Genomic DNA, 13,651 nt, shown 5'->3' on the forward strand with positions numbered 1-13,651 from the left:
AACCTCATTTCCAAACTATTCTTGAAGGGCATCTGGTTCTCCGCGGTTGGCTAAATTAGAATATGCGAGAGCTAAAGTTCTATAAGCAAGGTGTGCAATTTTAAAGAAAGGTGCATATATAAACAAAAACATTACAAATACAAGATGTATAAAGTATGTCCAGTATGCAATGCTTGCAAGATTCATAAGTCTAAAGATCTCTGCGCCCATTCCAGTAAACCCAAGTCCTGCTACAACGATCAACAAAAGCCAATCAAAGCTTGAATTCGTACCAACCTTAAGAGTTGATCTTGTATTTATCATCCAGATTGCCCCTATAATTAGTGCTATCCCCGAAATATTACCAAGTATTTTTACAGGGTCATACAAAGGATAAGGGGAAGGGTATCTCAAAACCCACTCATATACCGAAGCAGTAGCAGTCGTAAGGGCTAACCCGACAAAAGACCAAAAAACAAGTAAGTGGGTAGTAGATCTGACCTTCATAGTATTACAAAGCTTAAACCTCGCAGAAGTAAGAGCTTCCCAGATAACACCAGCAAATAATCCTATAATACTGCCCTGAAACATAACAGGATAAGATCTTTCAGAATTTAAAGCCTTCCAATAATTAGATAAACCTATCCAAAAACAAACTACAGCAAACAGGGCAGCAGGCAAAAAGAAGATATCTATTCCAGTTACAGTTGGAAATAATTTTGCAAAAACAATTTTACCTACAGTTGAATGTTCACCCTCAATAGACAGATCTACTAGAGCCTGTGGATTTGCAAGGTATTGTAATTTCCCATTAAGCATAAGATCTATCAAGAGTATAACAACTGGCAATAGAAAAGCAAATGGCCACATTGCAGGTTTGCTTACAAGTTTAGCCAAAAATTTTACTGGTGCATATTCTTCTATAGTAATTTTCCTTAAAGCGCCCAAAACGTCACCCGGCTTTGCACCTCTTGGACAATACGCCGTGCAATCTGCGCATTGATGACATAACCAAATATCAGCGTCTTTAAGAAGTGCATCTTTCATCCCCCATTGTGCCATAACCATTTCTTTCCTTGGAAATGGTGAATTATTGGGAGCAAGGTTGCAGACAACAGAACACGTAGCACATTGGTAGCACTTTTTAACGCTATCGCCACCATTAGCAATAATTTCCTTTATGAAATCTAAATCAGTCTTTACAATTTTTTTCGCCATTTTCATCCTCCCCTAAAAGCCCTTGAATGGGTTAGGACCAATTTCTTTAACCCTATCAACATAACCCTTTAGAATGTCCGCTATATTTACATAATCAGAGATCTGAACTTGCATCATCTCCACCCTTTCGGATTCAAGACCAAGTCTATCAAGAGTTTCTCCTACCTTTCCAAATCTATAGTTACAAAGTTCTGATCCCTTGATGTAGTGACATTGATAATTTTCACCAAACTTACAGCCTAGAACCAATGCACCGTCCAAACCATTTCCAAGTCCATCAGCAATCCAGACAAGGTTCATATTTCCTGCACATCTAAGAGGAATAAACCTAATACCAGGTGGGAACCTATGTCTCAGGAAAGCCGCAGCATCAAGAGCAGGATAGGCATCATTTTCACAAACAAAAGCCAGATAGCGAAGTTTTTCTTCGTCATCTTCTGGAACTTCAATCTCTTTTATCATTGAGTTAACCATGTCAATTGAAAAGTCGTGGAAAGAAACGATCCTTTCAGGACATGCGCCCATACAGGTTCCACATCTTCTACAACGGTTAAATTTGTAGAATGGGGTTCCTTTCTCGTCTTCATCTATTGCGCCAAATGGGCACTCTTCGGTACAACGCTTGCAGGAAGTACACCTTTGCATAAATACCTGTGGATAGGACTTCTCCCATCCTCTTGGATGAACAGCTAAACCTCTTTCATAGTGCCACATACATTGAACTGCCTTTAGAGCTGCTCCTACAGAATCCTGTATGCATCCATATGTTTCCATCGGTGCCCTTATCGTACCGCATGGGTATATCCCAGTTCTCCTACTCTCATACGGAAAGCAAACATAATTAGAGTCAGGATAGTAGCCAGTATCCAGTAGAGGTAGTTCAAGCCCCTGTCTGTACTGCAAATTCAAAATATCTGGCTTCTCTTGGTTTGCATTAGAAACCATACCTACCACAAGAACAACCAAATCTGCTTCTATAGAGAGTTCATCACCCAGCAGGGTATCAGTTATATCAACGTTCAAAGAAGTATCTTCCGACAAAGAAACGCTTTTTATTTCACATTTTGTCAGAAGGATGCCTGGATCGTTTTGAAGTTCTTTGTAAAACAATTCAAACTGAGAAGGCGTTCTTATATCCTTATAAAGAACATAAGCTACTCCATCATTGATATCTCTGACATATTTTGCTTGTTTTAGAGAAGCAGCACAACAATATCCAGAACAATATGGGAGATGCTCTGGGTCCCTTGAACCAGCACACAGCACGAAGGCGACTCTTTTAGCAACCTTACCGTCAGATGGCCTCGTTATCTTTCCAGTTTCCCTTACCATTCTTTCAAAATCTACATTTGAGATTACATCTGGAGAAATACCAAAACCTAACTTATCGAGTTTTGAAACGTCATATGGAGTGAAGCCAGCTGCGGCTATTATAGTACCAAATCTTTTTACCTTTTCTTCACCAGCTACGTTTAATGTAACATCAAAAAGTCCAGGCATTCCTTCAGTTTTAACAATCTTTGTATTTAGTAAAACAGTTATATTAGGATCAGCTTCTACCTCTTTAATCATCTTAAAAACAGCAGGCTCTTCCAGCGAAGTGAATGGATACTTTGTTGGAGTGGTCTTGTACCATTTTGCTGCCCAACCGCCAAGTTTGTCTTCTTTTTCAATTACTGTAACTTTAAAACCAGCTTTTGAGGATTCGATAGCAGCTGAAAGACCAGACGTACCTCCACCCACAACCAGGATCTCTTCTGACAGGTCTTCACCAATCCATGGTTCAGGCAAATTAGTCTTCTCTGCCTTAACAATGCCCATACGAAGATAATCTTGTGCTGCCATCTGGGCATCATCACTTTTTGGTTCCATAACCCAGGCAACAAATTCTCTAATGTTTACACGTTCAACAATACAACCAGGGAAATTAAAGATATCAGTCTTTACTCTCGGACTGCAAGCAGCAATAACTATTGTATTTATGCCATCATTAGCAATGTCGTTCTTTATTTCTTCTACAAAGTCGGGATTGCAAACGCTAGCGTTTGTTTTAACCAAAGACACGCCTTTTTCTTTAGCTATTTCTACCAGTTTCTCAATATCAACTGCATCGCCAATTTCACATCCAGAACAAATATAAACGCCTATTTTCTTATCCATTTATTAATTCCCCCTTCCTGATATGCTTTGAAGGGCTTTAAGCACTGAGCCTGTTGCTGAGTGCAAAGAGCGTATTACATCAAAGGGCATAACAGCAGAACCGGCAAGATATATGCCATCTGGCAAACTGTCAGGATCTATAAAACCTTCAGGAGTCTTTTTAGCATTAAATGGTAAATTCCAGTCTACACTTGTAGGTTGCATACCTGTAGCCAAAACAACCATATCAAATCTTTCTTTGCTCTTTGAACCTGCCAAAATGTCTTCTGCTTCTACCCACACATCACCAGAAGGATCTGCTTCAATATTTGCAACTTTTCCCTTTATAAAGAATATATTTGGATTTTCCTTGACACTCCAGTAAAATTGTTCATATCTGCCGGGAGTTCTTATGTCAATATAGTAAACTGTAGCTTTTACTTCTGGATCTTGATCTAACAGGTAAGTGCACTGTTTAAGAGATGCCATACAACATATATATGAGCAATAAGGAAGGTGATTTTCATCTCTTGAACCTGCACACTGAACAAACGCAACATTTTTAACAGGCTTTCCATCTGATGGTCTTAAAATCTTTCCGCCTGTAGGCCCTGACGGTGATGCGAGTCTCTCCATCATCATATTTGTAATAACATTTGGAACTACTCCGAATTTCAAATTGTCAATTTTTGTAGCATCATAAGGTTGCCATCCAGTAGTTACAATTATCGAGTCAACGGTTATATCTATAATTTTCTCTTTCATTTTTAAATCAATCGCATTATACTTACACGCATCAATACACTTTGAGCACTTTTCTCCCAGACAAACGTTCGGATCGATAACTGCATATGGAGGATTGGCAAACTCAAAGGGGCTGTATATAGCTTTTGACTTATTCATATTAAAATTAAATTCATTTTCCCTTTCTACAGGACAAACATTAAAACACTCTCCACACAGAGTACAGTTATCATTTACAAAACGAGGCATTTTTTTAAGGGTAACCTTAAAGTTGCCTTTTGAACCTTCAACTTTTAAGACTTCTGTTTGTGTCAAAATCTCAACGCCTTTATTTTCCCTCATACGTCTAAAATTAAGCTCTAGACCACATGTTGGAGGACAAAGTTTTGGGAAATATTTAGTCAATTGGGCTACTCTACCGCCCAAATAAGGATTTTTTTCTACAAGGTAAACCCCTACACCCGTTTCAGCGGCTTCAATAGCAGCAGTAACACCACTAATGCCACCACCGATAACTAGTACCTTTCCTTGAAATTCTATCATCTACCCTACCTCCAAATAATTTAAAAAATAAGTGCTGTGAGGCTTTGCCCCCACAGCACTTAATATGTGATACTTAAATCTTATTTCGATTAGTCTGGAATAAGCTGAACGTACTCTCTCTTGAATTCCTTAATCTCTCCAGTTTTTGGATCCATCTTAGAGTTTACAAAGCATCTCCAATTAGCATCATCTATGAAGTTAAAGTCTTCACGATAGTAGTATCCAGGATAACGAGTTTCTTGACGGAACAATATATGCCTGAGATGCATACGGGCAGTCAAGAACCTGTGATAGTTTTCCCATGCTCTCATGAGCTGGTGTAGATCCCATGCTGCCATCCTATAGCTGTCCTCTTCAAGCAATTCCATATAGTAAAGTGCTTTAGTAAGAAGTGTTTCTGAGGTAGAATACCACCCTATAGTACCTGCAACGTACTCATCCATTATCTTGTTCAAACGGAAGAGGAATTGCTTTGGAGTAATATATTGTGGATTAACAGTATATGGAGTAGTTGAAACTGTCTTATATTTCTCAAAGAGTTCCATAGGAGCATAAATCTCAGCTGCCAATTCATCTGCTGTCTTATCAACTGATGGAGTGTAATCTCTGTTGTTGAGGATAAACCTTACTGCTTGTTTACCTGCAATACGTCCTTCAGCATGTGAACCAGAAGAGAATTTGTGTCCAGAAGCTCCAACTCCATCTCCACAAGTAAACAATCCATTTACAGTAGTCATACGATTGTAAATTTTGCCTTTATATTCCCAGACATATCCCGCTTTTCTCGTTGCATCGTTTTGCAGATCTTCTGGACCACAAACCCAGAGTCCACAGCAACCAGCGTGTGATCCGAGAAGGTATGGTTCGGCTGGCATAATCTCTGAAGGCATCTTATCAGGTTCTATATTATTTCCAAGCCATACACCAACCTGTCCAACAGTCATGTCAAGGAAGTCTTCCCATGCCTCTGACTCAAGCTCTTTTGCGTGCTTTGCGTCAATTGTCTTTGCAAGTTCAGCAAGAGCTTTGTCTGTGTTCATATACATAGGGCCAAGACCTCTCTTGAAATCTTCAATCATCATGTGGTTTCTGATACAGGTGCCAAGGTTCTTATTATATGGAGCATATTTTTCAATATATTCTGTCTTCGCGCAGTAGTCCTCTCCTCTTGCATTTGTGGCAGTAGCTTTAAAGAGCAAAAACCAGGTACCGACAGGTCCATAACCATCTTTAAATCTAGCAGGCACGAACCTGTTTTCCATCATTGTCGCCTCTGCGCCAACCTGGAAAGGCATAGCATAAGTAGAGCCAGCATTCCATACTGGATACCATGCACGACCCATTCCCTCAAGGACTGAACGCGGACGATATATGTGAACTGCTCCACCACAAGCTATGATGATTGCCTTTGCTTTTATGAAATAAACTTTGTTCTCACGAACGCTAAATCCTGCTGCAGCTGCAACTCTATTTTCTTCTTTTGAATCTAACAGGAGTTTAACAATAAATACTCTTTCGAGATATTCTGCTTTGTCATATGACGCCATTGCTGACTTTGCAGCCTCTGCAACGATACACTTATATGATTCACCAGATATAGCAACCTGCCAACGACCAGTTCTACGAGGCACGCCGCCCTCTTCTAATTTCAAATTTTTGTCAGTGCCAATAGCTTTCCATATTGGAAGTCCCCACTTCTCAAAAAGGTGCACTGAATCGTCTACATGACGGCCAAGATCGAATACCAAATCCTCACGGATGATGCCCATAAGGTCTGTACGAACCATTCTTACATAATCTTCAGGTTTGTTATCTCTTCCAATATATGTGTTAATTGCAGAAAGACCCTGTGCTACAGCACCTGATCTTTCAAGAGCAGCCTTATCTACTAAAAGTATAGACAAACCATGTGGCTTTGCCCACTTAACGGCTTCATATACTGCGCCACATGCGCCCATTCCACCGCCAATGATTAGAAGGTCTACTTCCTTCTCTACAATGGCTGGTTTCTCACAATATGAGAATGTACAAGCTTCTCTTTCCATTACTTAACCTCCCGAAAAAATTTTTAAGTATTAGATTGTTGGCAAAGTGTCCCCACGCATATTATGCGTAAAGAAACCTGGTTTATCGAGATCGGCCATATTTGGATCGGCCTCAAAGCCTTCATAAGGCTTAATTGAACCTTCTGGAACAGTACGAATTGGGAATTTGAATCTCTTTACCTTGCCATTACGATACTTACAGGTCCACATGATATTATCGGATCCGCGTAGTGGTATAGCATTTCCACCAAGAGGTACAAAGTCTGCATATCCTCTTACCTCAATTGCCTGCTGGGGACAAATTTTTACACAACTATAGCACTCCCAACAATACTCTGGTTCTTGGTTATAGGCTTTCATAATTTCTCTGTTCAACGTCATAAGATCGTTTGGACAAATATACTGACAGGCAGTCTTATCCTGTGCTTTACAACCATCACACTTTTCGGGATTTACCCAACTTGGCATACTCTTTTCCTCCTTGTTAAATTTCTTAAATTATTGAGAATTTTGTTGCAAATAGCTTTTGAGGTATCTCACCTCCTCGAGAAGTTTAAAAAATTATTTTTAGTTTACTTCCCTAAAGATTTTAAAAGATCTTGTATTACATTTACATTCTTTTTTTCAATTACCATTGCAAATATCTTATCCAGGCACTCCCTTGGTAACAACTCTACCGTTTGAGTAGAAGAAGTGTCTATCTTTGCTGAAGGATAAACTTCTTTAAGCTTCTGAGCCTGATCGTAGGTAATAGGAACACTTAACCTCTTTAATCCTGCAAAAGCCTCCTGAAGTTCAGGAATTTCAAGCATATTTGCCTTTTTTAAAGCTTCTTCTCTTTCAGGTCCAACCCAAAGTGATATTGTAAGTTTCAAATCACCGTTACTCATTGCGATTACACCTCCATTGGAGGAATCGTAAAGACTGGATTACGATTCTCAAGATAGTTGTCATTTACGAAAGGTGAACCAAAGCCATATTTCTCTGCACACATCATAACAGTATCAAATACCTCAGGCCTGAATATGAGTCTTGTTGGTTTAACGCCTTGTTGAATGATAGAACGAATTACTGTGCCAGAAAACTTTTGCTTTTGCTTTTTGTGTCCATCAAATCCTTCATAAACGATCCCGGCACAAACCGGACAATAGTACCATTCTTTAGTTAAGACAGACTTAATGCCTAGATCTGGTAGGCCATTGAAGATCTCGTGAGCACCGTAGGTTGGATAATAGTCACCAACGCCAGCGTGGTCACGTCCAAACATATGGTGAGTACATCCAAGGTTTTTACGAACAATTGCATGAAATACTGCTTCTCTAGGTCCTGCATACCTCATATCCCAGAGAATCATCGAAGTCATATGAACATCTTCTCTGAAATAACCGTATTCTCTTAGTGCAGCTTGTCCTAGAACTATACACTCATCTATATAATCGCCCTTTCTCTTCTCTCCAACAACGCAAGAAACTAATACAGCATCTGCATTAGCAGCAAACCATGCACCCTTCATAAGCCATTCATGACCTGTGTGAGGCACGTTTCTGGTTTGATGAGCAACTACTTTTGTCCAACCATTTTTCATAAATTGCATTCTTGATTCGGCCGGTGGAAACCAGAAACGATCAAAGGGTGGATTAAAAACTGGAGGGTTGATAAGAGTAATTTTGCCGCCTAAAAATTTGGCCTTGTAATCGTAAGTTCTCTTTACTCCAGGATGCTTTTCATCATCAGTGCCATAAACGTGCTTAGCCATTGCAATCTTGTCATAAACAAACATCTCTTCAACATCAAAAATCGCTAAGGGCTGATCTTTGTAAGTGAAAAGCACACTATCTCCCTTGGCAATTCCATACTTTTCGATCTCTTCTTCTGACATGTCAAATACGATTGGTATAGACCAAACGTATCCATTTGCCAAAGTCATGTTATGAACTACGCTGTCTACATCCTTTGCACCCATAAATCCTTCCAGTGGAGAGAAAAATCCATAAGCTATGCTTATGCACTCTCTAGCAATTTGTCCTCTCACTGGAACTCGTGCCTTTGCCTTTTTCGCAAGCTCTTTCGCCTTTTCCTTATCTTCGACAACCCTGTAAACAAGTTTGCCGCCATGAGGAGAAAGCGTGTTGTCTACTGCCACATGTTGACTCAATGCCTTTTACCCCCTTTAGAGTAATTTATATAGTATTTTTTAAACGACTGGGTTAAGCTGAACAAGAATTTTTCTATATATCGCATTAATATCGCCCGTACCCTCAACTACTTTTAATATACCTTTATTTCTATAGTATTCTATTAGAGGTTCTGTAGAACTCTGATATACCTCAAGTCTTTTCTTAATTGTTTCTTCGTTATCATCTGCACGTTGGTATAGCTCTCCACCACAAACATCACATTTTCCCTCAACCTTTGGTGGAGAAAAATAAATGTTGTACATTTGACCGCAGGATTTACACGTTCTTCTTCCTGTTAAGCGCTTCATAAGATCTTCAAATGGAACATCCAATACTAGTGCCACATCTAGTGGCTTGCCCAAATCACCAAGAAGAGAGTCTAATTCTTTTGCCTGAGAAACATTTCTTGGAAAACCGTCCAAAATAAAGCCATTTTCTGTATCGGGCTCTTGAAGCCTTTCCTTTATAAGGCCTATTACTACGCTATCCGGAACAAGTTCGCCTTTATCCATATAACTCTTAGCTTCCTTCCCCAGAGGAGTACCATCTGCTACCGCCTTCCTTAACATATCCCCTGTTGAAATCTGAGGTATCTTAAGTTGCTCTACTAACATCTTCGCCTGTGTTCCTTTGCCAGCCCCTGGTGCACCTAAAAATACTAGTCTCATTAAATTGCCCCACTCCTTTCGCATACTCTTATCCCTAAATTTTTATTAAGCCCTATTCTTTTATCTATAGATTTCTCTAATAGATTCATACACATCATTTATATCTTACTTTATAAAACTATTTTTTACAATAGCATTAATAATTTTTTTATATAAGTTTTACTTATATGAATATAAAAGATATTTATTTTATTCTTTTTTTCAACCGCCCTTGCCCTTACACAAATAAATTATATATTCAAAATAATGAAAAAGTTCAAAATTGTCAGATAACACTTTAAAAATATAAAATCAGTTTGATTTATTTATTTAAATAAATTTTAAAAGCATATGAAAAATTTATAAATTGTATTTGAGTTTCCTTATAACTTGACTAAACCTCATCTCTTAAGTCAAAAACTCTTTTAGTTTTTTTCTCACTTCTTGGTAAAGCCCCAAATGTCAATAGTTCAACGTCAAAAGTTGCTCCTACTCTATCCTTTATTCTTCTGGATATCTTTTTTGATAAATTTGTGTTGTCTGGCTCACTACACTCAACCTTTAAAATAGCTCTATCTTTACCTTCAAATCTATCCAAAATTATCTGATATTCAGAAAACAATTCATCAAATTCTCTTAAAACTATTTCTATTTGTGCAGGAAAGCAATTTACCCCCTTTATCTTAAACATATCGTCAGATCTTCCAGTTAACCTTTCTATTCTTGGATATTTCAAGCCGCATTCACACAATTCATGATTTATTGAAGTAATATCTCTAGTTCTAAATCTAAGAAGTGGAGCGCCCTCTTTTTTGAAAGTAGTGATTACCAGCTCACCTCTTGCTCCATCAGGCAACACTTCTAAAGTGTCAGGATCTATTACTTCAAAATACATAAAATCGTCGAAGACGTGAATTCCATTATGATATTTGCAATCAAGGCCAATGCCAGGACCATAAATTTCAGTAAGGCCATATATGTCAAATGACTCAATATTCAAAAGTTCCTCAATTCTTTTTCTCATACGATCCCCCCATCTTTCTGAACCTATTATCCCAATTCTTAAAGATATATCTTCTCTTAAACCTCTTCTTTCTATTTCTTCCCCCAATAGAAGAGCATAAGAAGAGGTTGAAGTAAGAACAGTAGATTTTAAATTTAGCATCATTTCTATTTGTCTATCAGTATTGCCTGGACCAGTCGGAATTGTCATAGCACCTAATAATTCAGCTCCAAGTTGGAATCCTATACCAGCAGTCCATAAACCATAACCTGGTGTAATCTGAACCCTATCAGTTGGCTTTACTCCGGCTATCTCGTAACACCTCTTCATCATAATTTTCCAATCGTCAATATCTTTCTGCGTATATGGTATTATGACTGGCTTGCCAGTAGTTCCAGATGAAGAATGTATCCTAACTATCTTCTCTTCAGGACAGGCAAGCATTCCCAAAGGATATGCATCTCTTAAATCCTCTTTTGTTGTAAATGGAAGCTTAGAAAAATCATCCATCGACTTAAAATCATTCACTTCAAATCCTATTTCTCTAAATTTTTTCCTGTAAAAAGGGCTATTTTCAGCAATATTTTTTAAAAAACTTTTAATATTTTCAAACTCTAGACTCTCAACGCTCTTTTCTTTTTCTTCTACTCTCATATTTCCTCCTCTTTCTTATCTCAAGGTTAATGATAGAATTTAAGGATATTTAACCAGATATGTCAATAGATAAAAAATTTTTAAGGAGGAATAAACTTGAAAGATAACAAAACTGAAATTCTTGAAAGAAATAAAATTGACAGTACTTATAAGTGGTCGATAGAAGATCTATATATATCAAAAGAAGCTTTTGAGTCTGATTTCAAAAAGGCAAAAGAATTTATTCAAGACATTAAAAATTATCAAAATACTCTAAATAGTAAAGAGAAAATTTTAGAATGCTTAAAATTCAGAGATGAAATTTCAAAAATTTTAGATAAACTATATACTTATTCACACATGAAATTCGATGAGGATTCATCAATAGAAGAATCTCAAATAATACTTTCCAATGTACAATGGCTTTTTCAAAGCTTTGAGGAATCGATCGCCTTTATCGAACCCGAATTAATATCCTTAGGTGAAAAGTTTTTAAATGAAATTTCTTTAGACCCTGATTTTGAAGATTATAATTTTGAAATAATTAATCTAATCAGACAAATCCCACACACTTTAAGCCAAAACGAGGAAAAACTATTAGCAAAAACCTCTCTTCTTGCATTTTCCCCTTCCAATATTTATCACCACTTGACTATTAGCGATTTTGAGTTTCCCGACGCATTTGATTCAAACAACAAACCATATCCCGTAACACAGGGAACATATTCTTTATACGTACATAATAAGGATAGAACTTTAAGAGAAAGCGCATACAAATCACTCTTTGGAACTTATAAACACCATCAAAATATGCTTGCTTCCAATTTAGATATGTCATTTAAATTCTTAAATTTCTATTCATCAGCAAGAAAGTATGAATCTTCAATAGATTATTCTCTATTTTCAGATAACGTAAGCAAAAATTTTTACAAAAATCTAATAGACATTGTAAAATCAAACCTACAGCCTCTTCATTCATATATAAAATTAAAATCAAAAGTTTTAGGTTTGAAAAAAGTCAGGCTTTTTGACCTTAACGTTTCATTGTTTGATTTCGAAAAAGATATTAGCTATCAAGATTCAATAGAGATCATCATAAATTCTCTCGTGCCTCTTGGCAAAGAGTATATCGATCTAGCCCAGAAAGCTTTCAGTGAAAGATGGATAGACGTTTATGAAAACAAAAATAAAGCCTCTGGCGCATATTCCACTTCATGTTATGATGTGCATCCATATATACTCCTCAACTATCATGGAAATTTAGAAGACGTTTTTACTCTCGCACACGAATTGGGTCACGCTATTCACAGTGCCTTGACAAATAAAAACCAACCCTATCCAAAATCTTCCTATAGCATTATTTCTGCAGAAATTGCGTCTATTACGAATGAGATGTTGCTTCTAGAATATCTAATAGAAAATACTTCAGATAAAAATGAGAAAAAATTCTTTTTAAATAAATTTTTAGAGAATACCAGAACCACCTTGTATAGGCAAATACAATTTGCAGAGTTTGAAATGAAAATATCTGACTTAATAGATAATTCTCAACCCTTAACAGCACAAAATCTTAATAATATTTATGATAACTTAAATAAAGAATATTATGGCGATTTGTTTGAGACTGATGAATACTCAGGAGTTGAATGGTCAAGAATACCTCATTTTTATAGTCCCTTTTACGTATATAAATATGCAACAGGCTTTTCTTGTGCAAACTATTTTGCGCAAAGAATTTTAAATGAAGATACAGCAAGTTATATAAAGTTCTTAAAATCTGGAGGATCAAATTTCCCCTTAGAACTATTAAAATCTGCAGGACTAGATCTTGAAAGTCTTGAACCAGTAAAGTTTACAATAAAAAAATTTATAGAAAAACTTAGAGAAGTTTCTGTTTAATTTTATTCTTTTTAAAAACAAATAGCACCAAAAGGTGCTATTTGTTTTTAAAATTAAACTAAATACGTTTGTTACGCAATTCTATACTTTTTTATCCCCTCTTCATAGAGGTTATTCCCCTTTGTATCTATTACAACAACTACCGGAAAATTTTTCACTTCAAGTCTTCTTATAGCTTCAGGACCAAGATCCTCAAAAGCAATGATTTCAGATTTTACAATACATTTAGAGAGGAGGGCACCGACACCACCAGTTGCAGCAAAGTATACCGCTTTATTTTTTATAATGGACTGTATAACTTCATCAGATCTATTTCCCTTGCCTATCATCCCTTTTAAACCTAAATCAAGTAAACGAGGAGTATACTTGTCCATCCTATAACTTGTTGTAGGACCTGCAGACCCTATCACGTAACCTGGCCTTGCCGGAGTAGGTCCAACATAATATATAAAACTACCATTAATTTCAAAGGGCAAATCTTTTCCACCATCAAGTGCTTCTATAATTCTCTTGTGTGCTGAATCCCTTGCTGTATATATAATACCGTTCAAAAATACTCTATCACCAATATTTAAGCTTTCTAAAATATTATCCTTTACTGGAACAGTTAAATTGAATTCCATA

General features: G+C 37.0%; 11 protein-coding genes. 1 reads left to right on the forward strand and 10 read right to left on the reverse strand.

Annotation, left to right across the window (positions count from 1 at the left end; translation table 11 throughout):
- Positions 1 to 15 precede the first annotated feature (15 nt).
- From qmoC to THENA_RS08210, 9 genes are all read right to left on the reverse strand, one after another.
- Entirely contained in the window at positions 16 to 1,197 is a 1,182-nt protein-coding gene (qmoC, locus tag THENA_RS08170; protein ID WP_013756925.1) for a quinone-interacting membrane-bound oxidoreductase complex subunit QmoC, read from the reverse strand.
- 12 nt (positions 1,198 to 1,209) lie between these two features.
- Entirely contained in the window at positions 1,210 to 3,357 is a 2,148-nt protein-coding gene (locus THENA_RS08175; RefSeq protein ID WP_013756926.1) for an FAD-dependent oxidoreductase, read from the reverse strand.
- 3 nt (positions 3,358 to 3,360) lie between these two features.
- Positions 3,361 to 4,623, reverse strand: coding sequence for a CoB--CoM heterodisulfide reductase iron-sulfur subunit A family protein (locus tag THENA_RS08180; protein ID WP_013756927.1), 1,263 nt, complete (start codon positions 4,621 to 4,623; stop codon positions 3,361 to 3,363).
- A gap of 89 nt (positions 4,624 to 4,712) precedes the next feature.
- On the reverse strand, positions 4,713 to 6,668 hold the full coding sequence (aprA, locus tag THENA_RS08185) for an adenylyl-sulfate reductase subunit alpha (protein ID WP_013756928.1): 1,956 nt from the start codon (positions 6,666 to 6,668) through the stop codon (positions 4,713 to 4,715).
- A gap of 30 nt (positions 6,669 to 6,698) precedes the next feature.
- Positions 6,699 to 7,136 (reverse strand): adenylyl-sulfate reductase subunit beta, encoded by a 438-nt coding sequence (gene aprB, locus THENA_RS08190; RefSeq protein ID WP_013756929.1) that lies wholly within the window; start codon positions 7,134 to 7,136, stop codon positions 6,699 to 6,701.
- Positions 7,137 to 7,240: 104 nt separating this feature from the next.
- A complete protein-coding gene (locus tag THENA_RS08195) occupies positions 7,241 to 7,558 on the reverse strand; it encodes a DUF6955 family protein (protein WP_013756930.1) in 318 nt (105 codons plus the stop codon).
- Positions 7,559 to 7,563: 5 nt separating this feature from the next.
- Positions 7,564 to 8,823: a sulfate adenylyltransferase gene (gene sat / locus THENA_RS08200; RefSeq protein WP_013756931.1), complete on the reverse strand. Its 1,260-nt coding sequence runs from the start codon at positions 8,821 to 8,823 to the stop codon at positions 7,564 to 7,566.
- A gap of 39 nt (positions 8,824 to 8,862) precedes the next feature.
- Positions 8,863 to 9,513 (reverse strand): adenylate kinase, encoded by a 651-nt coding sequence (locus THENA_RS08205; RefSeq protein WP_013756932.1) that lies wholly within the window; start codon positions 9,511 to 9,513, stop codon positions 8,863 to 8,865.
- 373 nt (positions 9,514 to 9,886) lie between these two features.
- On the reverse strand, positions 9,887 to 11,149 hold the full coding sequence (locus THENA_RS08210) for a phenylacetate--CoA ligase family protein (RefSeq protein WP_013756933.1): 1,263 nt from the start codon (positions 11,147 to 11,149) through the stop codon (positions 9,887 to 9,889).
- A gap of 96 nt (positions 11,150 to 11,245) precedes the next feature.
- Here THENA_RS08210 and pepF point away from each other — a divergent pair, with 96 nt between their 5' ends.
- Positions 11,246 to 13,027 (forward strand): oligoendopeptidase F, encoded by a 1,782-nt coding sequence (gene pepF / locus THENA_RS08215; protein ID WP_013756934.1) that lies wholly within the window; start codon positions 11,246 to 11,248, stop codon positions 13,025 to 13,027.
- A 71-nt stretch (positions 13,028 to 13,098) separates the two neighbouring features.
- Here pepF and THENA_RS08220 read toward each other — a convergent pair whose 3' ends face one another.
- Positions 13,099 to 13,650: a Fe-S-containing hydro-lyase gene (locus tag THENA_RS08220; RefSeq protein WP_013756935.1), complete on the reverse strand. Its 552-nt coding sequence runs from the start codon at positions 13,648 to 13,650 to the stop codon at positions 13,099 to 13,101.
- Between the last annotated feature and the right edge of the window lies 1 nt (position 13,651).

The sequence above is a fragment of the Thermodesulfobium narugense DSM 14796 genome (assembly GCF_000212395.1).
GTDB classification, from domain to species: domain Bacteria; phylum Thermodesulfobiota; class Thermodesulfobiia; order Thermodesulfobiales; family Thermodesulfobiaceae; genus Thermodesulfobium; species Thermodesulfobium narugense.